This is a genomic window from Stenotrophomonas sp. NPDC077421 (assembly GCF_049545505.1).
In the GTDB taxonomy this organism is placed as follows: Bacteria; Pseudomonadota; Gammaproteobacteria; order Xanthomonadales; family Xanthomonadaceae; genus Stenotrophomonas; species Stenotrophomonas nematodicola.
The window spans coordinates 1-20,553 of sequence record NZ_JBMWDP010000040.1 but is presented as its reverse complement, the minus strand read 5'-3'; the positions used below and the strand labels follow the sequence as shown (position 1 = coordinate 20,553).

The following is a 20,553-nucleotide window of genomic DNA, read 5'->3' as shown; positions in this document are numbered from 1 at the left end:
CCGTGGACAGGACGCGTCGTACCATCGCCGCAGCCACCCTCAAGGAAGCCCTCACCATGAACGATCCCGCGTCCCCGCCCCGCCGCCCCTCCGCCGCCTACCGTTACCTGTTCGTAGGCCTGCTCGGGCTGGTGATCGGGCTGATTGCCACGGTGATGGTCTCGCGTGCGATTCAGGCCCGGCAGGATCCCTTCCCGGATTCACTGATGCATGTGATGAACCGCCAGGTCGAGCTGCTGCAGGCCGCGCAGGCGCAGAACCGCTGCAGCCTGGCCGACACCGTGCCGCGTCTGCAGACGCTGCGCTCGCTGTCCAACGATCTGGACCTGGCCTTTCCCGGCCTGAAGGACAGCCAGGGCTTCCAGCAGCACGCCAGTGCCCTGCGCGCCACGCTCAACGAGGCGTTGGCGGCACCGCCGACCGACTGCCCGGGCATGGCCACGCTGGTGGAGAAGATCCAGACCGACTGCAAGGCCTGCCACCAGGATTTCCGCTGATTCATCTTCCAGCCACGCTGGCGGCCCGGGATTGGCACGCTGTTCACGCTGCACAGGACACGATCTGCTCCATGCGCACCAGACGCATTCGATCATCCCTCTGGCCAGGAGATACACCATGAAGATTCAACTGATTGCCGCCGCTGCCGTTGCTACCGTCGCCCTGGCTGGCTGTGCCACCACCTCGCCGGGCTACGGCGGCGGTGGTTACAACAACGGTTACGGCAATTCCGGCGGCAACTACAACACGAACCGCTGCGCCGACTGCGGCATCGTGACCCGCATCAACCAGGTGGCATCGGGCCGCACCGCGCCGAGCGCGACCGGGGCGATCCTGGGCGGTATCGTCGGCGCCGTCGCCGGCCATGAGATCTCCGATCACACCGGCGGCAGCAAGGGCAACCAGAACATCGCCGCCGCCGCGGGCGCCGTGGGTGGTGCGTTGGCCGGCAACCAGATCCAGAAGAACGTCACCAGCGACACCTTCGACATCACCGTGCGCATGGATGACGGCCGTACCGTGGTGGTCAACCAGCGCGATCTGGGCGGCATCCGCGAGAACACCTATGTCCGCGTGGTCAACGGCAAAGTGATCCTGCGCTGATCGGCGCTGCCTGCCCGCACCATGAAAAAGGCCCGCTTGCGCGGGCCTTTTTCGTGCCGCCGCGTGGTCGACCTCAGGTCGGTTCCACAGCGTCGGCCTGCAGGCCCTTCTGGCCCTGCACAACCGTGAAGGTGACCTTCTGGCCTTCCTTCAGGCTTTTGAAGCCCTGGGTCTGGATCGCGCGGAAATGCACGAACACGTCTTCGCCGTTCTCACGGCTGATGAAGCCGAAGCCCTTGGCATCATTGAACCACTTGACAGTACCGGTCTCACGATCAGCCATCTCACTCACTCCCTGGTGACTCTGCTCTTGTTGTTGGATACGCCTGGTTGGGCGGCTGACAGCAAGGGGGAAGCGAGGTGCAACGATGCAGCGGATCCGGAAGATCTACCATCATCAGGCCACGATCCACGGTGACCTTGCCAAGCTCAGCGACCTCAACTTAACCCGGGCAAAACGAAAAAGCAACTGGCAAACCTTTCGGATGTCAACCCCATTTACCACACCATACTGGACAGCATGGACCTCTCATTCATCTTGTATCTGCTAGCGATCCTGCTGGTGCTCGCCGGCATCGCCGGGGTCATCCTGCCGGCGCTGCCCGGCATCCCGCTGGTGTTCGCCGGATTGCTGCTTGCGGCATGGGTGGACGGGTTCGCGCACGTGGGCTGGCTGCCCCTGGTCGTGCTGGGGCTGCTCACCGCCCTGTCCTTCGCGGTGGACATCCTGGCCACGGTGGTTGGCGCCAAACGGGTGGGGGCCAGCCGCAAGGCGCTGTGGGGCACGTTCATCGGCAGCATCGTGGGGCTGTTCTTCATGCCGCTGGGGCTGTTCCTCGGCCCGCTGGCCGGCGCCCTGCTTGGCGAGTACTGGCATGGCCGCGAACTGGGCCGCTCGACGAAGGTCGGCCTGGCCACCTGGCTGGGCATCCTGCTGGGCGTGGCATTGAAGCTGGCGCTGGCCATCGCGATGCTCGGCCTGTTCGCGTTCGCGTGGTTTTTCTGAAGGCGCTTTCACACCCTCGCCACGTCGTCGCCGGGCATAACGTCGCAGCAGCAGGTGATGGCCGCGCGCTGGCATGAAAACAGAGCACCGGCGACACTGTGGCGGCAATCCCATTCACTATTTGTCACCTGGCCCCGCGTTCATGACCCTTCCGCTCCCCCGTTCCGCGTTGTTCCTGGCCCTGGCCGCCTCTGCCACCAGCCTGCCGCTGGCCGCGCAGGAGGCGGCGCCGACCCCGGCCTCACCGGAAGCCTGTGCGCTGGTGGACACCGACGCCGCGCGACTGGCCTGTTACGACACGCTGTTCGGCCACACCCGCGGCGTCACCGTGGCCGCCGATGCGGCCGCCACGGCGGCCCAGCAGGCGCGCCGCGAGGAACGCCAGGCCGCCCGCAGCGCCGATGCCGATGCGCCCACGGGGCAGCGGGTCAAGCAGCGCTTCGGCGAACTGTTCCAGAACGATGGCCACCAGGCTGCCCTGGCCAACGCGGGCAAGGGCTCGCTGCTGGACAGCCGCTGGGAACTGGCCCAGGACTCCAAGCTCGGCGCCTTCCAGCTGCGCGCCTACAAGCCGGTGTACCTGCTGCCGGCGTTCTGGACCAGCGACAAGAACCAGACGCCGCAATCGCCCAACCCGGCCAACACGGTCACCACGCCGCAGCTGCTGGACAGCAACGAACTGAAGTTCCAGCTCAGCTTCAAGACCAAGATCGTGGAGAACGTGTTCGGCAACAACGGCGACATCTGGGCCGGATACACCCAGAGCTCGCGCTGGCAGGCCTACAACGCCGAGAACTCGCGTCCCTTCCGCGAAACCAATTACGAACCGGAAGTGATGATGATGTTCCGCAACGGCTACTCGATCGGTGGCTGGCGCGGTCGCATGAGCGGGATCAGCCTCAACCACATGTCCAACGGCCGCCCCGACCCGCTCTCGCGCAGCTGGAACCGGGTGATCGCCACCATCGGCCTGGACCGCGAGAACTGGGCGCTGGTGCTGCGCCCGTGGTACCGCATTCCGGAAGACCGCAAGGACGACAATAATCCGGACATCGAGGATTACATGGGCCGCGGCGACGCCACCCTGACCTGGAACCGCAACGGCCACGAAGTCTCGTTGATGGCGCGCCACTCGCTGCGCGGCGGCGATCGTTCGCACGGTGCGGTGCAGCTCGATTACGGGTTTCCGATCAGCAACCTGCTGCGCGGCCACGTACAGGTGTTCGACGGCTACGGCGAGAGCATGATCGACTACAACCACAAGGCCACCTACGTGGGCGTAGGCGTGTCACTGCTGGAGTGGTACTGATGGCGGTGACGATCTGGCACAACCCGCGCTGCAGCAACTCGCGCGGGGCACTGGCGCTGATCCGCGAGGCAGGCATCGAACCGACGATTGTGGACTACCTCGCCACCCCGCCCGACCGCACGACCCTGGCCGCCGTGATCGCACGCATGGGCATCGCCCCGCGCGCACTGCTGCGCAGCAAGGAAGCGGCATACACCGACCTGGGGCTGGATGATCCGACCCTGGACGATGCCGCCCTGATCGACGCAATGGCTGCCCATCCGGCACTGATCAACCGCCCCATCGTGGAAACCCCGCGCGGTACGCGGCTGTGCCGCCCGCCGGAAACGGTGCGCGACCTGCTCGCGTAGCCACCGGCCGGCGGCCTGCCTGCGGGGTCAGCCGCACCCGGACATGCACGCCGAACGCCGCTCTTCGCAGCCGATCTGCACGCCACTCTGTTGACACGCGTGCGCCTTGAGCTCGCAGGAGCGGCGCAGCTCGGGATGCTGGATGTCCTTGCAGCGCTTGTCCGGCTGCGGTGCCATCTGCTGCTCGCAACTGCGGTCGTGGATTTCCTTCGGCGTGGCCATGCAGCTGCGGTAACTGGCCTGGCACTGCATCGCGCACTGCGCGCCGGCGGTGAACCCGGTGTCGGCGGCAGGGTCGCCGCTGCTGGCACAACCGGCCAGCAGCAGTGACAGCACCAGCATGCAGACGTTCCGTGACATGGGCGTGCTCCTTGTTTCCGTCGAAGGGAGGGTCAGCGTTCGATCATGCGCCCGCCACACGCCAGCGCGCAGCGCTCCCAGCGCTGGGTGCAGGCCGACGTGTCGGGCGAGGGAGGCAGGCAGGCCGCACCGCCATTGGCGCTTTCGCAGCGACGCCGTTCGCTGTCGCTGGCGTATCCCGAGCAGCGATCCTGCAGGCGTTCCTGGCCGGCCAGGCACATCGCGTGGCTGCTCTCGACCTCCAGCCGCGCATCGGTGGAGCAGCGCAACGCCTGCGCGTCGCAGGGGACCATGCATGCCGTGCCGGCCGGCGTGGTGGGGCGCTCGATCTCATACACCGGCACCCCGCAAGGGCGAACACGCCCACACACCACAGCACCGCAGTCCAGCGCATTCCGATCCTCCATGATGGCGCCCCGACTGTAGCAAATACGCGCGGGGCTGCCGCGCCTCAACGCCAGTCGGTGATGCCTTCGCGGCGGTACACCTCGACAAATGCCGGTCGCGCCTTGAGGCGGTCTGCGTAGGCCTTCAGTACCGGCCAGCGATCACTCGGTGCCGGCATGCCGCGCGACCAGCGCAGCAGCATCACCACCATGAAATCCACCACGCTCACCTGCTCGCCGAGCATGTACGGGCCGCTCGCTTCCACGTGATCGGCCAGCCGCTGCCACGCCGCTTCGAGGCGTTCGCGCGCGTGCCGCCGGGTCGCTTCAACATGCGCCGCGCCGGCCATTTCATGTGCGTAGAACCACGCCCGATATGCCGGCTGCACGCTGTTGGCGCACCAGAACATCCAGCGGTAGGCCTCGGCACGGGAGGCACTCCCCACCGGCGGCAGCAGGCCCGCCTGCGGGTGCAGATCGGCCAGGTGCAGCGCGATCGCCGCCGCTTCGGTCAGCACCTGGCCGTCCAGCACCAGCGTGGGCACCACGCCGGCCGGGTTCAGCGCGAGGTAGTCGGCCGTCTTGTGTTCGCGCGCCTCGAAATCCAGCAGCACCAGTTCATGCGGCAACGCCAGTTCCAGCAGCAGCCAGTGCACCACCAGCGATGCGGTGCTGGGCGAACCGTAGAGGGTGATCTGCATGGGCGCTGCCTGTCGGGGGAAAACGCCGAGTATGCGCTGCGGCGCCGGCCGATGCGATGCCGCGCCGACCGGGTACAGATGCCACGCGACATTGCAGGGGACTGTCGCTGTCGGCGCCCGATGCCGCCGCCTAGCATGTGCCGCCTCGCCCGTTCTTCTCCACGGTACAGCACCATGCCGGACGCCTCCGCCCTGCTCGCCTTCGCTCTGGTCGCACTGGTGATGGTGCTCACACCGGGCCCGAACATGGTCTACCTGATTTCGCGCTCGGTCAGCCAGGGGCGGGTGGCGGGCTGGATCTCGCTGAGTGGCATCGCGGTGGGATTCATGACCTACCTGGCCTGCGCCACGCTGGGTCTGACCGCGCTGCTGATGGCCGTGCCGTATGCCTACGACGCACTCCGCATTGCCGGTGCGCTGTATCTGCTGTACCTGGCCTGGCAGGCGCTGCGCCCCGGTGGCCGTTCGCCGTTCCAGGTGCGTGCGCTGTCACCTGACCGCCCACCACGCCTGTTCGCGATGGGGCTGCTGACCAGCCTGTTGAACCCGAAGATCGCGGTGATGTACCTGTCGCTCCTGCCACAGTTCATCCAGCCCGGCGGACACGGCAGCGTTGCACTGCAATCGATGGCGCTGGGGTCGCTGCAGATCGCCATCAGCCTGGGCGTCAACGCGCTGATCGTGGGCGTGGCCGGCGGCATGGCCGCCTTTCTGGCCGACCGGCCGCGCTGGCGGGCGCTGCAGCGCGCGGTGATGGGCACAGTACTCGGCGGCCTTGCCCTGCGCATGCTGTTCGACGCGCGACGCTGAGCGCCGCCCCCGGCCGCAATGTTCAGGGCGTGGCGACCAGTGCCTCCAGCTGCGCGGCAACGTGGTCGAAGGGTTCAATGCTCCGCTGCGCCCGGCACATCACGATGGCCCCTTCAACGCTGGCGATGATCAGGGTGGCCAGCCGCGCCGCAGCGGCCGGCGCGTGGCCCTGCACCTGCAACGCGGCGGCCAGCCGGCGCTGCCAGTCGCCGAACGCGGCGGCGGCGGCATCCAGCGCCTCCACGGCGATGTCGTCGATCGGCTCCTCCACCGCCACACCCATCACCGGGCAGCCGCGGCGGAACTCGGTGGCGATCAGGCTCTGCCGCCACGCCGCCAGATAGGCACGCAGCCCGGCAAGCGCCCCGTCCTGCAGGTGCCGCTCCAGACGCGCACCGACGTGCGCACCGGCGAGCTCGATCGCCTCCACCACCACCTGCTGCTTGCCGCCCGGGAAGTGATGGTAGGTGGAGCCCAGCGGCGCCTCGGCGCGCTTGGTCATCTCACGGATGCTGGTGGCATTGAGGCCATGCCGGGCCAGCATCTCCACGGCGGCCACGACCACGCGCCCACGCGGATTGGTGTGTCGATTGCGCATGCGGTAACCCTTGCCATGACAGTCGTCATAGCCTACCGTAATTGACTATTACGCTCGTCATATTCGGAGCCTCCATGCGCCGTACCCCCGCTCTGCCCCGCCCTTCCGGCGTTCCGGCATGAATCTCTGGTTCCGTCTGCTGTGGCTGCTGCTGAGCTCCCTGTGGCGTCCGCGGCTGTCGGCCCCGGACGGGATCTCGCGGATCCGCTCGCGGGTGTGGCTCAACGACCTGGATGTCAACGGCCACATGAACAACGGCCGCTACTGGACGCTGTTCGACCTTGGCCGCATCGACCTGATCCTGCGCAATGGCATCGGACGGGCCGCCCTGCGCAACCGATGGGCGCCGATCGTCGGTGCCGGGGCGGTACGCTTCCGACGGGAGTTGAAGCTGTTCCAGTCCTTCACTCTGGAAACCCGCGTCCTCGGCTGGCAGGACGCGCGGATGGTGATGCAGCAGCGTGTACTGATCGGCAACGATGAGGTGGTCGCCACCCGCGCCCTGCTGCTGGCCGGGTTCTACGATCGTCGGGCACGCCGTTTCGTCAGCGCCGAGGACCTGCTCGGCGCGGTCGGGGTGTGCGATGCGGTTTCACCGCCCTTGAACGACCCCGCCCAGGCCTTGCTGGACCTGGACGCCTCAATGAAGGGCGACGGCGCGCTGTAACGGGGTGCCGGCCGGTGGCCGGCACCCCGCTGGATCAGGCAACGACCACCGGAATGCTGCCGATGCGGGCCTGCCATTCGCGCGGCCCGGTGATGTGCACCGACTCGCCGGTGGCGTCGACGGCCACGGTGACCGGCATGTCCTGCACGGTGAACTCGTAGATCGCCTCCATGCCCAGGTCCGCAAAGCCGACCACCTTGGCCGCCTTGATCGCCTTGGACACCAGGTACGCCGACCCGCCGACCGCCATCAGATAGGCGGACTTGTTGTCGCGGATCGCCTCGATTGCCGCCGGGCCGCGTTCGGCCTTGCCGACCATGCCCAGCAGGCCGGTCTGCTCCAGCACCTGGCGGGTGAACTTGTCCATGCGGGTGGCGGTCGTCGGGCCGGCCGGGCCCACCACTTCGTCGCGCACCGGATCGACCGGGCCCACGTAGTAGATGAAGCGGCCCTTGAGGTCGACCGGCAGCGGCTCGCCCTTGTCCAGCATCTCCACCATGCGCTTATGAGCGGCATCGCGCCCGGTGAGCAGCTTGCCGTTGAGCAGCAGGGTCTGGCCCGGGGTCCAGCTGGCCACGTCTTCCGGGGTGATCGTATCCAGGTCGACGCGGGTGCCCTTGGAGGCGTCGTACGTGATCTGCGGCCAGTCTTCCAGCGACGGCGGGTCCAGCATCACCGGGCCGCTGCCGTCCAGGGTGAAGTGTGCATGGCGGGTCGCCGCACAGTTCGGGATCATCGCCACCGGCAGATTGGCGGCGTGGGTCGGGAAGTCCTTGACCTTGATGTCCAGCACCGTGGTCAGGCCTCCCAGGCCCTGCGCGCCGATACCCAGCGCATTGACCTTGTCGAACAGTTCCAGGCGCAGTTCTTCGGCCCGGTTGGAGGCGCCGCGCGCCTTGAGGTCGTTGATGTCGATCGGCTCCATCAGCGATTCCTTGGCCAGCAGCATCGCCTTCTCGGCGGTGCCGCCGATGCCGATGCCGAGCATGCCCGGCGGGCACCAGCCAGCCCCCATCGTCGGCACGGTCTTGAGCACCCAGTCCACGATCGAATCGGACGGGTTGAGCATGGCGAACTTGGACTTGGCTTCCGAGCCGCCCCCCTTGGCCGCGACGATCACCTCGACGGTGTCGCCCGGCACGACCTTGACGTTGACCACGCCCGGGGTGTTGTCCCTGGTGTTGACGCGCTTGCCGGCCGGATCGGCCAGGACCGAGGCGCGCAGCTTGTTGTCCGGGTGGTTGTAGGCCCGGCGCACGCCTTCATTGGCCATGTCTTCCACGCCCATCGTGGCGTCGTCCCAGCGCACGTTCATGCCGATTTCCAGGAACACGGTGACGATGCCGGTGTCCTGGCAGATCGGCCGATGGCCTTCGGCGCACATGCGCGAGTTGATCAGGATCTGGGCCATCGCCTCCTTGGCGGCCGGCGACTCTTCGCGCTCGTAGGCTGCGGCCAGGCTCTTGATGTAGTCGACCGGGTGGTAGTACGAGATGTACTGCAGCGCGTCGGCGATGGACTGGATGAGGTCTTCCTGCTTGATCGATGTCACGACTTGCTCGCTTGCTGGAGGCTGGCGGGGGTTAGCCCTCCATTTTACCCCCAGCGGTCCACCGATGCCGCCCCCGCGTGCCGACCGGAGCCACGGGTGAGAATGACTCGCAACGCTGCGATTTGAGGCACAGTGACAACCCCCAACCTCCTGTCACGGCAGCGCCCGCTGCGGCGTCCTCCCTGCATGCACACCACCGATACCTTCCAGACCCATCGCCCGCGCCTGTTTGCCCTCGCCTACCGACTGCTGGGCAGCCGCAGCGACGCCGAGGACGTGGTCCAGGACGCCTGGCTGCGCTGGCAGGGGGCCGACACCACTGCCATCCGGGACCCGGAAGGCTGGCTGGTCACCGCCACCACCCGGCTGGGGCTGGACCGCCTGCGGGCCGCGCGCAACGCGCGCATCGACTATGTCGGCCCGTGGCTGCCCGAACCGCTGGAGATCGCCCTCGACCCGGATCCGATGCACGACCCGGCGCAGCGCCATGCCCACGCCGACGATGTCTCGGTGGCCTTCCTGGCGCTGCTGGAGCAGCTCAGACCCGACGAGCGCGCCGCCTTCCTGCTCAAGGACGTGTTCGACTACGACTACCCCGAGATCGCCCCGCTGCTCGACCACACCCCGGCCAACTGCCGCCAGCTGGTGCATCGCGCGCGGCAGCGCCTGCAGACCGGGCGGCCGCGCTTCGCGGTCAGCGCCGCGCAGCACCGCACGCTGCTGGAGCGCTTCATGCAGGCCACGGAACAGGGGGACCAGGCCGCGATCCTGTCGCTGCTGCACGCCAACGCGGAGATGGTGTCCGACGGCGGCGGACGGGTGACCGCCGCGATCCGCCCGCTGCTGGGCGCCGAGCGCATCGCCCAGCTGTTCTGGGCCATCGCCCGCCGCAACGGCTCGCACCCCGGGCGCATCGGCTGGGTCAACGGCGAGCCGGCGATCCTGCGGTTCGACGACGGGCATCTGCATTCGGTCACCACCGTCACCGTGGACGACGGGCGCATCGTGCGGGTGCTGAGCGTGTTGAATCCGGACAAGCTCGGCGCGGTTGTCACAGCGCGCCACGCTGCCGCGTCCTCCTGATGAAGACGGCCATCGGGGCCGTCACGGAGTCCACGATGTCCGCTTCTCCCCGCGTTCCCTACTCCCGCCTGGCCGCCGACGCGTTCAAGGGCCTGCTCGCCACCAGCAAGGCCGTGCATGACAGCCCGGTCGATCCCACGCTGATGGAACTGGTGTTCCTGCGCGTGTCACAGATCAACGGCTGCGGCTACTGCATGGACATGCACGGCACCGCGCTGCGCAAGGGCGGCATCGAGCCGCGCAAACTGGACACCCTGCCGGCGTGGCATGAAAGCCGCTTCTTCGACGCGCGCGAACGCGCCGCGCTGGGCTGGGCCGAAGCGCTGACCCGCCTGCCCGACGGTGCACCCTCCGACGCGGCGTTCGAGGCACTGACGCCGCATTTCGACGAGAAGGGCATCAGCGACCTGAGCATGGGCATCGCGGTGATCAACGCCTGGAACCGCCTCGGCGCCGGACTGCTGCCGCCGCTGCCGTAAGAGATCCCGGCAGTGCCGGCCGCTGGCCGGCACTGCACGGTGCACGCCTTGCATCGCGATACCCGCAGGGTGAGGCGGGATTGCACCGCATTCATCATTCCGCCACGGCGCAGGCGCGCACAATAGCGCCCATGCCCGCCTCCCCCGCTGCCGGCACTCCCGGCCAGAAGAACCCGAGCCTGCGCGAACGCTTCCAGGCGATGCGCAACCTGCCCCCCTTCCTGCGCCAGGTCTGGCAGACCAGTCCCGCACTGGCCAGCGCCAGCCTGGGCCTGCGCCTGATCCGCGCCTTGCTGCCGGTGTCGATGCTGTACGTGGGCAAGCTGATCATCGATGCGGCCCTGCACCTGAGCCAGCACGAAGCCGGGTTCCCGCCGTTCGGCGAGGCGCTGTCCAGCGGCCTGCTCAACCCGCTGCTCGGCCTGTTGGCGTTGGAGTTCGGCCTGGCGATCGTGTCCGATCTGCTTGGCCGCCTGGTCAACTACGCCGACACACTGCTCTCGGAACTGTTCACCAACGTCACCAGCGTCCGGCTGATGGAACACGCTGCCGAGCTGGACCTGGAAGACTTCGAGGACCCCGACCTGCAGGACAAGCTTGATCGCGCGCGCCGCCAGACGATGGGCCGGATGAACCTGATGAGCCAGCTGTTCGGCCAGGTGCAGGACAGCATCACCGTGGCCAGCCTCGCGGTAGGCCTGCTGGTGTATGCGCCGTGGCTGATCCTGCTGCTGGCCGTGGCGCTGGTGCCGGCGTTCATCGGCGAATCGCACTTCAACGCGGCCGGCTACAGCCTCAACTTCCAGTGGACGCCCGAGCGCCGCCAGCTGGAGTACCTGCGCCAGATCGGGGCCAGCGTGGAAACGGCCAAGGAGGTGAAAATCTTCAACCTCCACCGCTTCCTGATCGACCGCTACAAGACCTTGGCCGACAGGTTCTTCCGCGCCAACCGCGCGCTGGCGCGGCGGCGCGCGTTCTGGGGCACCCTGCTGGCCGCGCTGGGTACGCTCGGTTACTACGCCGCCTACGCCTACATCGCCTGGCGCACCGTGCGCGGCGATTTCTCCATCGGCGACCTGACCTTCCTGGCCGGCAGTTTCCTGCGCCTGCGCCAGCTGCTGGAGGGCCTGCTGATCGGCTTCTCGCAGGTGGCCGGGCAGGCGCTGTACCTGGACGACCTGTTCTCCTTCTTCCAGATCCAGCCGGAGATCCACTCGCGCGCCGATGCCATCGCCATCCCGCAGCCGATCACCCAGGGCTTTGTGTTCGAGAACGTCGGCTTCCGCTACCCCGATGCCGGGCAATGGGCCGTACGCCATCTCGACTTCGAGCTGCGCGCCGGCGAAGTGCTGGCCCTGGTCGGCGAGAACGGCGCCGGCAAGACCACCCTGGTCAAGCTGCTGGCGCGCCTGTACGACCCGGACGAAGGCCGCATCCTGCTGGACGGGCGCGACCTGCGCGACTACGACCTGGACGACCTGCGCGCCAACATGGGCGTGATTTTCCAGGACTTCGTGCGCTACAACCTCAGCGCCGGCGAGAACATCGGCGTCGGCCTGGTCGAGGCGATGGGCGACCAGGCGCGGATCCGCGATGCGGCCCGTCGCGGCATGGCCGACGAGGTCATTGCCGGCCTGCCCGGCGGCTATGACCAGCTGATCGGGCGCCGCTTCAAACTGGGCATGGACCTGTCCGGCGGCCAGTGGCAGAAGATCGCCATCGCCCGCGCCTACATGCGCGACGCGCAGGTGATGATCCTCGACGAACCGACCGCCGCGCTTGACGCGCGCAGCGAGTTCGAGGTCTTCCAGCGCTTCAAGGAGCTGTCCGACAACCGTACCGCCGTGCTGATCTCGCACCGCTTTTCGTCGGTACGCATGGCCGACCGCATCCTGGTGCTGGCCGGCGGCCGCATCGAGGCCAGCGGCACCCATGCCCAGCTGATGGCTGAAGGCGGCCGCTACGCCGAGTTGTTCGAGCTGCAGGCTGCCGGGTATCGTTGAGGCCCCTTCCGCATGCGTTTCCGGCCAGTCAATGAGAATTTATCTCATTTGAGATAAACTGGGCGGGACAACACAGATCAGACCCCACCCCCATGTCTTCCGCTTTCGGCGCCGAAACGGTGCTTGAGGTCCGTCACTGGACCGACGCCTACTTCAGCTTCACCACGACCCGCGACAGCGGTTTCCGCTTCGAGAACGGCCAGTTCGTGATGATCGGCCTGGAAACCGACACGCGCCCGCTGCTGCGCGCGTATTCGATCGCCAGCGCCAACTGGGAAGAGAACCTGGAGTTCTTCAGCATCAAGGTGCAGGACGGCCCGCTGACCTCGCGCCTGCAGCACATCAAACCAGGCGACAAGGTCCTGGTCGGCAAGAAGCCCACCGGCACCCTGCTGATCAGCGACCTGCACCCGGGCAAGCACCTGTACCTGCTGGGCACCGGCACCGGCCTGGCACCCTGGCTGTCGGTGATCAAGGACCCGGAAACCTACGAGCGCTTCGACAAGGTGATCCTCACCCACGGCGTGCGTTTCGAAAAGGACCTGGCCTACCGCGACCTGTTCGAGAAGGAACTGCGCGAGCACGAATTCCTCGGCGAGATGATCGGCGAGAAACTGCTGTACTACCCGGCCGTCACCCGTGAGCCGTTCCCGAACCAGGGCCGCCTGACCTCGTTGATGGAAAGCGGCGAGATGCAGAAGACCCTCGGCCTGCCGCCGCTGGACCCGGAAAACGATCGCGCCATGATCTGCGGCAGCCCGCAGATGCTGGCCGACCTGCGCAGCGTCCTCGATGCCCGCGGCTTCCAGACGTCCCCGCGCATCGGTACGCCCGGCCACTACGTGTTCGAACGCGCCTTCGTGGAAAAATAAGCGCGCCCGCGCAAGGAAGCATTGCCGATGATCACGATGATCCGCCCCGCCCTCGCGTGCCTGCTGCTCGCGATCAGCCTGGGCGCCAGCGCCGCCACCGCCGAGCCGCCCAAGGCCGGCGACCTGCCGCCCCAGCTGCTCGGCAAGGACCGCCAGGGCGAACCTGTCGACCTGGCCGCCCATCGCGGCAAGGTCGTCATCGTGACCTTCTGGGCGTCCTGGTGCGGCCCGTGCCGCAAGGAACTGCCGGTGCTCGGCCAGTTGCAGGACATCGTCGGCACCGACGCCCTGCAGGTGTTTGCGGTCAACGTCAAAGAACCGCGCGCGGACTTCCTCGCCATCGCCCGCGGTCGCAAGTCGCCGCCGCTGACCTGGATCCACGACAGCCGCGGCCTGGTCTCCGACCAGTACGGCATCGAAGCCCTGCCGCACATGTTCATCCTCGACCATGACGGCCGCGTGGCCCACGTCCACCGGGGCTACTCTGAACAGGCCCTGCCGAAGATCCTCGAGGAAATCACCGCCCTGCTGCCCGACGAGGTCCGCAACCGCCGGGCTGGCGGCTGACTGCTCAGCCCAGCGCCGCCTCGATATCCCCGCGCAGCGACGCCGGCGTATCCGTCGGCGCGTACCGCGCCAGCACCTGTCCATCGCGTCCGACGAGGAACTTGCTGAAGTTCCATTTGATCCCGCGCGTTCCCAGCACCCCGGACTTCTCTGCCTTCAGCCACTGCCACAGCGGATGCGCCGCCGGCCCGTTGACCGCGACCTTGTCCGACAACGGAAAATCGACCGCATAGGTCAGCGAACAGAACTGGGCGATCTCGGCCGCATTGCCCGGCTCCTGGTGCCCGAACTGGTCGCAGGGAAACCCGATCACCACCAGCCCGCGCGACCCGAACTCGCGCCACAGCGCCTCCAGGCCCTCGTACTGCGGTGTAAACCCGCACTTGCTCGCCACGTTCACCAGCAGCAGCACCTTGCCCCGATACTGCTCCAGCGCCTGGGGCTGGCCCGAGAGATCCACGAACGAAAAATCAAAGGCGGTGGTCATGGACGGCGGCTCCTGCGGAAACCGGCATCTTAGCGCCGTGCGGGTTGGCGCGGCCCGACCCGGCCCGCGCCCGGCGGCAACCTCACCGCCGCCGCCGCCGCACGCCCGCATGCCCGCATGCCATGTCTTTCGACACAAGCCCGGGCCCCTCACATCGCGGTAATCTCGGGCACTTGTCTGACCGGAGAATCCCCCCTTGACCACCCGTCTTGCCCTTGCCGTCGCCGTCACCCTCGGCCTGGCCCTGCCCGCCTACTCCGCCGTCGCCGCCACCCCGGCCGCGAACACCGCCCAGCAGGCCAATCCGTTCTTCGCCGACAGCCCGCTGCCGCTGCACTACCCGCAGTTCGACAAGATCAAGGACAGCGACTTCGCCCCCGCCTTCGACGCCGGCATGGCCCAGCAGCTGAAGGAAGTGGAGGCCATCGCCAACAACAAGGCCAAGCCGACCTTCGACAACACCCTCATCGCCCTCGAAAAGAGCGGTGATATCCTGGATCGCGCCACCACCGTCTTCTTCAGTCTGGTCGGTGCCGACACCAATGACGTGCGCAAGAAGCTGCAGGCCGACTATTCCGCCCGCTTCGCCGCCCACAGCGATGCCATCGCCCTGAACGGCAAACTGTTCGCGCGCATCCAGACCCTGTACGACACCCGCAGCCAGCTTGGCCTCGACGCCGAAGGCGTGCGACTTGTCGAAAAATACTATGACAACTACGTCCGCGCCGGTGCCAAGCTCAACGACGCCGACAAGACCAAGCTCAAGGCCATGAACGCCGAGCTGGCCAAGCTCGGCACCACGTTCAGCCAGAACGTGCAGAACGAAGTGAATGCCTCCGCCGTCATCGTCGACGACGTCAAGCAGCTGGACGGCCTCTCGGCCGAGCAGATCGCTGCCGCCGCCGAAGCCGCCAAGGCCCGCAAGCTGGACGGCAAGTATGTCATCGCCCTGCTCAACACCACGGGCCAGCCGCCGCTGACCAACCTGCGCAACCGCGACCTGCGCCAGAAGATCTACGAAGCGTCCATCACCCGCGGCAGCCGCGGTGGCCAGTTCGACAACACCGCGCTGGTCTCGCGCATCATGCAGCTGCGCGCCGACAAGGCCAAGCTGATGGGCTTTGACAACTTCGCCGCCTACAACCTCACCAACCAGACCGCCAAGACCCCCGAAGCCGTCAACGCCATGCTCGGCCAGCTCGCCCCGGCCGCCGTCGCCAACGCCAGGCGCGAAGCCGCCGACCTGCAGGCCATGATCGACAAGGAACAGAAGGCCGCCGGCAAGCCGACCTTCGCCCTGGAAGCATGGGACTGGGCGTTCTACAGCGAGAAGGTGCGCCAGGCCAAGTACAACTTCGACGAATCCCAGCTCAAGCCCTACTTCGAAATGAAGAGCGTGCTCGAGGACGGTGTCTTCCACGCCGCCAACCTCGAGTATGGCCTCACCTTCAAGCAGCGTACCGACCTGCCCGTCTACCACGACGACGTCACCGTCTACGACGTGTTCGATGCCGACGGCAGCCAGCTGGCGATCTTCATCTTCGACCCGTACGCCCGCGCCTCCAAGCGTGGCGGCGCCTGGATGAACTCCTACGTCTCCCAGTCCGCCCTGACCGGCTTCAAGCCGGTGGTCGCCAACCACCTCAACATTCCCAAGCCGCCGGCGGGCCAGCCGACCCTGCTGACCTGGGATGAGGTGAGCACCACCTTCCACGAGTTCGGCCACGCCCTGCATGGCATGTTCTCCAACGTGAAGTATCCCTACTTCTCCGGCACCGCCGTGCCGCGCGACTTCGTCGAGTTCCCCTCGCAGGTCAACGAGATGTGGGCCGACAACCCGGTCATCCTGAAGAACTACGCCAAGCACTACCAGAACGGCAGCGCCATGCCCCAGGAACTGCTCGACAAGGTGATCGCCGCTGCCAAGTTCAACCAGGGCTTCGCCACCACCGAGTACCTCGGTGCGGCCATGCTCGACCAGCGCTGGCACCAGATCGGCCCGGACCAGGTCCCGGCCGCCAAGGACGTGATGGCGTTCGAGCGCGCTGCGCTGGAGAAGGACGGCATCTACTATGCGCCGGTTCCCCCGCGCTACAAGACCCCGTACTTCAGCCACATCATGGGCGGCTACTCGGCCGGCTACTACGCCTACATCTGGTCCGAAGTGCTCGACGCCAACACCCAGAAGTGGTTCCGCGAGAACGGTGGCCTGAGCCGCAAGAACGGCGACCATTTCCGCGAAACCCTGCTTTCCAAGGGTGGCAGCGTCGATGCGATGGAACTGTTCCGCAACTTCGCCGGGCACGAACCGCAGATCGAGCCGCTGCTCGAAAAGCGTGGCCTGACCGAGGGTGGCGGCAAGAAGTAAGGCCGGTCACAACAACGGCACGTAAATGAAAACCGCCCGGGACACCGGGCGGTTTTTTTTCAGGCGGGGCTAGCGCGGCGCCACATACCCCCCCGGCACGCCGCTGGGCGACAGCACCAGCTGCCACAGCTGCGCGTGGCGGCAGCGGAAACTGGCCATGGAACCGGCCAGATAGAAGCGCCACATGCGCTTGAAGCGTTCGTCGTAACGCTGCCCGTCCAGTCGCGGCCATGCCGCTTCGACGTTGGCGCGCCAGGCCTGCAGCGTGCGATCGTAGTCCGGGCCGAAGCTGTGCCAGTCCTCCAGCACGAACAGGCCCTCGCAGGCCGCCGTGATCTGCGCCGCCGACGGCAGCATCGAATTGGGAAAGATGTAGCGCGCGATCCAGGGGTCAGTGCGGTGACGCGACAGATTGCCACCGATGCTGTGCAGCAGGAACAGGCCATCGGGCTGCAGGCAGCGCCGGACCATCTCGAAGTAGCCGCGGTAGTTCTTGTCACCCACGTGCTCGAACATGCCCACCGACAGGATCGCGTCGAACGTCTCCTCGACGTCGTGGTAATCCTGCAGCCGGATCTCGATCGGAAGGCCCGCGCACAGCTCGCGGGCATACTCGGCCTGCTCCCGGGAAATGGTGATGCCCACGCCGGAGACACCGTAGCGTTCGGCGGCGAACTTCAGCGCCTCGCCCCAGCCGCAGCCGATATCCAGCACACGTTGGCCCGGACGCAGCCGGAGCTTGCGGCAGATCAGGTCAAGTTTGGCTTCCTGCGCGGCATCGAGGTCCTGTGCCTGCGCCCAGTAGCCGCAGCTGTACACCAGACGCCGGCCCAGCATCGCCTCGTACAGATCGTTGCCGAGATCGTAATGGCGCCGCCCGACGTCGAAGCTGCCGGAGCCCGCCTGCAGGTTGAACAGCCGCGCCTTCAGCGCATCGGCCACCTCGCGCCAGCCGTGCACCCGTTCGTCCAGGTGCGCCTGCATCAGGCGCACCAGCAGCCCGTCCAGGCTGCCGGCATCCCACTGCCCGTCCATGTAGCTCTCGCCCAGCCCCAGCGACCCATGCGCCATCACCCGCGTATAGAAATGCGGATCGTGCACCTGGATGTCGTGAGGCTGGTCGCCGTCCACCTGGACGCCGGCCTCGTGCAGCAACTCCTGTACGCGTCGTTGCAGGCCAACGTCCATGCCGCCCCCGTCAGCCGCGCGCGAACAGGCCCGCGTAGGCGGCGCCGACATACGGCAGCAGCACGCTGGCAGGCACGTCCACCGACTGGGTGCCGTCCGAATACGGACCGACCTGGTACGGCGGGAACACGAACCGCACCGCAGTGATCTTGCCGTCGGTGCCGGTAATGGGCTGGAACTGGCTGAAATTCTCCACGCTCGCATCCGTGCCGTCGGCGATCATCCGGCTGGCGTTGCGCAGCGACTCCTGCATCTGCGCCGGTTCCAGGTCGTCCCCGCTCAGGCGCGTTGCAACGCGCTCGCGCAGCTGGTCGGCCACATACACGCTGACCGCCTTCCAGCCCTTGGCATCGGCCACCAGCTGGTCGGCCGTCAGCATCTGCTGCTGCTCGGGCAACCACACAAAACGCGCCACCAGCGGCTCGCCGTGGGCGCCACCGGTGTAGCGGCTGCCATCGGCACCAACCACCACCAGCTGCGGGGTTTCCAGCAGTTTCTCAAAGCTCAGCGACAGCTCGTAGGGCATGGTCGGCGTGTCGTTGCCCAACCCGTCAACGGCCTGCTGCAGTTCGCCACGGGCGCTGTCGGCATAGGTCTTCAACGCCTTGGCCAGCCCGGGATAGCGGGCCAGATCCGGCGGGTAGCTGATACCCACGACCGCCTGCGGGGAGGTCTCGATGACATCGCGAAGCTCCACCGGCGCATCGGCCGGCACGATGCCGGTGGCGGGCGCGGCCGGGGCGGTGTCGGCCACCGGTGCGGCCGGCGGTGGTGTATCGGTATCGCGTTGACACCCTGCCGCCAACATCACGGCCAGGGCCACGCCGCTGGCGCGCAGCGCGCGGCGGTTTACTGCGTTGTCCATCCTTACATCCCCTTGTTGTAACCCACCATCATGAGCGGTGTTGCCTGAAGCATGACCGGCTGCTCAACCCGCCAGCAGGTCGTCGTATTCCGCGTGCCGTTGCATGAAGGCTTCGGCATAGGCGCATGCAGGCACCACTTTGAGTTTCTGTTCGCGCGCATAGCGCAGCGCCACCCGGGTCAGCTCACCGGCGATGCCGCGGCCGCCGATCGCCTCGGGCACTTCGGTGTGCGTGATCACCATCCGCTTGCGCCGGTTGCGGGTCTGAATCTGGTAATCCAGCAACGCCAGATGACCCCGCACCCTCGCCTGGAAGCGATGCCGGACCTCATCGTGCTCCACCTCGTAGGCCAAGCCGGGCGGGGTGACCGAAGCCATGAGCGGTGTCTCCTGCGGCGACTGACGCGATAGTGCGCAGCCGGCCGCCATGATCGCGTGAAGCCTGAACAGGGACAACCACCGACGCGCTGCGTCACATCCTGCCGCGCGCACGGAGGTCGGCGCCTGGCCACGGTGGACTGCGTTTGCGTGGGATGCCGCTCAAGCCTGCCCGGTTCAAGCCGATATAGGGAACGGACAGGGCGTAAAAGCTGGCATGGCTTTTGCGAGACCTGCCTGCCCGACCGCGTTTTATGGAGGCCCTCATGGACAACGCACCGCAGCCCCCCGCTCTTCCCGTGGACGCCGACAGCTCGCTGCTGGAAGGCCTGTTCGAGCTGGCCGTCAACGGCCAGACCCAGGGCTGGGAATTCGACCAGATCGACAACGAGGTCTATGCGCGCCTGCTGAGCACCTACGGCGCGGACAGTCAACAGGCCGCCTGAGCGGCCTTCCGGTTTTCGCGCGTCTCGACCAACGGCCGTGACCTGCCGCGGGGTGCCGGTGATCCCGGTCCCGACAGGTACCGACCGTTGGCCGGCACCCGCCCTCCCCGCCCCGCCGATCAGCCCAGCGGGCGGAACGAGGGGTTGCCCAGCTCGCGCAGGAAGTGGTTGAAGATGCTCGGCTGCATCATCAGCATGAACAGCACGCCGAATGCGGCACCGGCCAGGTGCGCGCTGTGGTTGATGCGGTCGCCGCCGCGGCGGTCCATCCAGATGCTGTAACCCACATAGAACACGGCGTAGATGATCGCCGGCGCCGGAATGAACAGCACGAAGATCACGCTCCACGGGCTGAGCAGGATGAAGGCGAACAGCACCGCCGACACCGCGCCCGATGCGCCCAGACTGAGGTAGTTCGGGTTCTTCTGGTTCTTCAGGTAGCTGGGCAGGATCGACACCACCAGCGCGCCAAGATAGAACGCCGGGTAGGTCAGGTAGCTGCCGGTGAGCTGCACCATCACCCCTTCAATCTGCCCGCCGAAGAAGAACAGCGTGATCATGTTGAAGGCCAGGTGGCCAAGATCGGCGTGGATGAACCCGTAGGTCACTAGCCGGTCGTACTGGCGGCGGCGGTCCACCGCCGGCGGCCAGAGGATCAGGCGGTCGGCCAGGGCGCGGTTCTTGAACGCAATCCACGACACGATGACGGTGATGGCGATCAACAGCAGGTTGACGGGGGTCATGGCGGGGCTCAGGCGATCCGGTAGTTGTCGACCATACGATAGCGTCGTGCATACCAACCGAAGGCCAACGCCGCCAGGAACGCGAAACCGGCGAAGAAGAACATCAGGAAGGCCGCCTCGCTCAGGCCGGTACTGGCGATCTGGTGGGTCACCGTATCGTTGCGCACCGCCGCGTTGGACAGCAGCACCCACAGGTTGCCGATGGTGGTGGTCAGGTTCCAGAAGCACATCACC

At 67.1% G+C, this 20,553-nt stretch carries 25 protein-coding genes and 1 pseudogene; 14 read left to right on the top strand and 12 right to left on the bottom strand.

Annotated features, from left to right (window positions below):
• Window positions 1-56 precede the first annotated feature (56 nt).
• Window positions 57-497: a cytochrome c gene (locus ACPEH1_RS17435; RefSeq protein ID WP_136003351.1), complete on the top strand. Its 441-nt coding sequence runs from the start codon at window positions 57-59 to the stop codon at window positions 495-497.
• 118 nt (window positions 498-615) lie between these two features.
• Window positions 616-1,101 (top strand): glycine zipper 2TM domain-containing protein, encoded by a 486-nt coding sequence (locus ACPEH1_RS17430; protein ID WP_136003349.1) that lies wholly within the window; start codon window positions 616-618, stop codon window positions 1,099-1,101.
• 73 nt (window positions 1,102-1,174) lie between these two features.
• Here ACPEH1_RS17430 and ACPEH1_RS17425 read toward each other — a convergent pair whose 3' ends face one another.
• Window positions 1,175-1,384 carry a cold-shock protein gene (locus ACPEH1_RS17425; protein WP_136003348.1) on the bottom strand — a complete coding sequence of 70 codons (210 nt, stop codon included), beginning with the start codon at window positions 1,382-1,384 and terminating at the stop codon, window positions 1,175-1,177.
• Between the two features lie 237 nt (window positions 1,385-1,621).
• On the opposite strand from ACPEH1_RS17425, the gene ACPEH1_RS17420 reads away from it, so the two are divergent.
• From ACPEH1_RS17420 to arsC, 3 genes are all read left to right on the top strand, one after another.
• Window positions 1,622-2,107: a DUF456 domain-containing protein gene (locus ACPEH1_RS17420; protein ID WP_136003346.1), complete on the top strand. Its 486-nt coding sequence runs from the start codon at window positions 1,622-1,624 to the stop codon at window positions 2,105-2,107.
• A gap of 142 nt (window positions 2,108-2,249) precedes the next feature.
• Window positions 2,250-3,416, top strand: coding sequence for a phospholipase A (locus ACPEH1_RS17415; RefSeq protein WP_136003344.1), 1,167 nt, complete (start codon window positions 2,250-2,252; stop codon window positions 3,414-3,416).
• A complete protein-coding gene (gene arsC / locus ACPEH1_RS17410) occupies window positions 3,416-3,766 on the top strand; it encodes an arsenate reductase (glutaredoxin) (protein ID WP_136003342.1) in 351 nt (116 codons plus the stop codon). Before ACPEH1_RS17415 ends, arsC begins: the two co-directional genes overlap by 1 nt.
• A gap of 27 nt (window positions 3,767-3,793) precedes the next feature.
• Here arsC and ACPEH1_RS17405 read toward each other — a convergent pair whose 3' ends face one another.
• The 3 genes from ACPEH1_RS17405 to ACPEH1_RS17395 form a co-directional block, all read right to left on the bottom strand.
• The gene (locus tag ACPEH1_RS17405; protein ID WP_026070819.1) at window positions 3,794-4,126 is read right to left on the bottom strand and encodes a hypothetical protein; all 333 of its coding nucleotides are present in this window, start codon (window positions 4,124-4,126) and stop codon (window positions 3,794-3,796) included.
• 32 nt (window positions 4,127-4,158) lie between these two features.
• Entirely contained in the window at window positions 4,159-4,419 is a 261-nt protein-coding gene (locus ACPEH1_RS17400) for a hypothetical protein (protein ID WP_423716123.1), read from the bottom strand.
• A gap of 158 nt (window positions 4,420-4,577) precedes the next feature.
• Window positions 4,578-5,213, bottom strand: a complete 636-nt coding sequence (locus ACPEH1_RS17395; protein ID WP_136003339.1) for a glutathione S-transferase family protein — start codon at window positions 5,211-5,213, stop codon at window positions 4,578-4,580.
• 174 nt (window positions 5,214-5,387) lie between these two features.
• Here ACPEH1_RS17395 and ACPEH1_RS17390 point away from each other — a divergent pair, with 174 nt between their 5' ends.
• Window positions 5,388-6,023: a LysE family translocator gene (locus ACPEH1_RS17390; RefSeq protein WP_017356366.1), complete on the top strand. Its 636-nt coding sequence runs from the start codon at window positions 5,388-5,390 to the stop codon at window positions 6,021-6,023.
• 22 nt (window positions 6,024-6,045) lie between these two features.
• On the opposite strand, the gene ACPEH1_RS17385 is transcribed toward ACPEH1_RS17390, so the two are convergent.
• Window positions 6,046-6,621 carry a TetR/AcrR family transcriptional regulator gene (locus tag ACPEH1_RS17385; RefSeq protein WP_017356365.1) on the bottom strand — a complete coding sequence of 192 codons (576 nt, stop codon included), beginning with the start codon at window positions 6,619-6,621 and terminating at the stop codon, window positions 6,046-6,048.
• A gap of 118 nt (window positions 6,622-6,739) precedes the next feature.
• Between ACPEH1_RS17385 and ACPEH1_RS17380 the strand changes: the two genes are divergently transcribed.
• Complete coding sequence (locus ACPEH1_RS17380; RefSeq protein ID WP_136003334.1) at window positions 6,740-7,288, top strand: acyl-CoA thioesterase; 549 nt, start codon at window positions 6,740-6,742, stop codon at window positions 7,286-7,288.
• 34 nt (window positions 7,289-7,322) lie between these two features.
• Here ACPEH1_RS17380 and ACPEH1_RS17375 read toward each other — a convergent pair whose 3' ends face one another.
• The gene (locus ACPEH1_RS17375; RefSeq protein WP_017356363.1) at window positions 7,323-8,840 is read right to left on the bottom strand and encodes a fumarate hydratase; all 1,518 of its coding nucleotides are present in this window, start codon (window positions 8,838-8,840) and stop codon (window positions 7,323-7,325) included.
• 186 nt (window positions 8,841-9,026) lie between these two features.
• Here ACPEH1_RS17375 and ACPEH1_RS17370 point away from each other — a divergent pair, with 186 nt between their 5' ends.
• From ACPEH1_RS17370 to ACPEH1_RS17350, 5 genes are all read left to right on the top strand, one after another.
• On the top strand, window positions 9,027-9,923 hold the full coding sequence (locus ACPEH1_RS17370) for an RNA polymerase sigma-70 factor (protein ID WP_423716122.1): 897 nt from the start codon (window positions 9,027-9,029) through the stop codon (window positions 9,921-9,923).
• Window positions 9,924-9,958: 35 nt separating this feature from the next.
• Window positions 9,959-10,402, top strand: a complete 444-nt coding sequence (locus tag ACPEH1_RS17365; RefSeq protein WP_423716121.1) for a carboxymuconolactone decarboxylase family protein — start codon at window positions 9,959-9,961, stop codon at window positions 10,400-10,402.
• Between the two features lie 131 nt (window positions 10,403-10,533).
• Window positions 10,534-12,405 (top strand): ABC transporter ATP-binding protein, encoded by a 1,872-nt coding sequence (locus ACPEH1_RS17360; RefSeq protein ID WP_136003328.1) that lies wholly within the window; start codon window positions 10,534-10,536, stop codon window positions 12,403-12,405.
• A gap of 92 nt (window positions 12,406-12,497) precedes the next feature.
• Window positions 12,498-13,277, top strand: coding sequence for a ferredoxin--NADP reductase (locus ACPEH1_RS17355; RefSeq protein ID WP_017355364.1), 780 nt, complete (start codon window positions 12,498-12,500; stop codon window positions 13,275-13,277).
• Between the two features lie 27 nt (window positions 13,278-13,304).
• Window positions 13,305-13,844, top strand: a complete 540-nt coding sequence (locus tag ACPEH1_RS17350; protein WP_136003326.1) for a TlpA family protein disulfide reductase — start codon at window positions 13,305-13,307, stop codon at window positions 13,842-13,844.
• A 4-nt stretch (window positions 13,845-13,848) separates the two neighbouring features.
• Here the strand turns inward: ACPEH1_RS17350 and ACPEH1_RS17345 are convergent, their stop codons facing one another.
• Entirely contained in the window at window positions 13,849-14,331 is a 483-nt protein-coding gene (locus ACPEH1_RS17345) for a glutathione peroxidase (RefSeq protein ID WP_017355362.1), read from the bottom strand.
• A 196-nt stretch (window positions 14,332-14,527) separates the two neighbouring features.
• Here ACPEH1_RS17345 and ACPEH1_RS17340 point away from each other — a divergent pair, with 196 nt between their 5' ends.
• Window positions 14,528-16,699, top strand: coding sequence for a M3 family metallopeptidase (locus ACPEH1_RS17340; RefSeq protein WP_153165366.1), 2,172 nt, complete (start codon window positions 14,528-14,530; stop codon window positions 16,697-16,699).
• A gap of 69 nt (window positions 16,700-16,768) precedes the next feature.
• Here ACPEH1_RS17340 and cfa read toward each other — a convergent pair whose 3' ends face one another.
• The 3 genes from cfa to ACPEH1_RS17325 all read right to left on the bottom strand — a co-directional run bounded on the left by cfa (window position 16,769) and on the right by ACPEH1_RS17325 (window position 19,130).
• Window positions 16,769-17,887 (bottom strand): cyclopropane fatty acyl phospholipid synthase, encoded by a 1,119-nt coding sequence (gene cfa / locus ACPEH1_RS17335; RefSeq protein ID WP_017355360.1) that lies wholly within the window; start codon window positions 17,885-17,887, stop codon window positions 16,769-16,771.
• Between the two features lie 10 nt (window positions 17,888-17,897).
• Window positions 17,898-18,752: a DUF3298 and DUF4163 domain-containing protein gene (locus tag ACPEH1_RS17330; RefSeq protein ID WP_017355359.1), complete on the bottom strand. Its 855-nt coding sequence runs from the start codon at window positions 18,750-18,752 to the stop codon at window positions 17,898-17,900.
• A gap of 63 nt (window positions 18,753-18,815) precedes the next feature.
• Window positions 18,816-19,130: a GNAT family N-acetyltransferase gene (locus ACPEH1_RS17325; RefSeq protein ID WP_017355358.1), complete on the bottom strand. Its 315-nt coding sequence runs from the start codon at window positions 19,128-19,130 to the stop codon at window positions 18,816-18,818.
• Between the two features lie 266 nt (window positions 19,131-19,396).
• Here ACPEH1_RS17325 and ACPEH1_RS17320 point away from each other — a divergent pair, with 266 nt between their 5' ends.
• Complete coding sequence (locus ACPEH1_RS17320) at window positions 19,397-19,576, top strand: hypothetical protein (RefSeq protein ID WP_037590960.1); 180 nt, start codon at window positions 19,397-19,399, stop codon at window positions 19,574-19,576.
• A gap of 119 nt (window positions 19,577-19,695) precedes the next feature.
• Here ACPEH1_RS17320 and ACPEH1_RS17315 read toward each other — a convergent pair whose 3' ends face one another.
• A complete protein-coding gene (locus tag ACPEH1_RS17315; RefSeq protein ID WP_423716120.1) occupies window positions 19,696-20,319 on the bottom strand; it encodes a rhomboid family intramembrane serine protease in 624 nt (207 codons plus the stop codon).
• A gap of 8 nt (window positions 20,320-20,327) precedes the next feature.
• Window positions 20,328-20,553: pseudogene (locus ACPEH1_RS17310) on the bottom strand (MFS transporter); the annotation flags it as partial.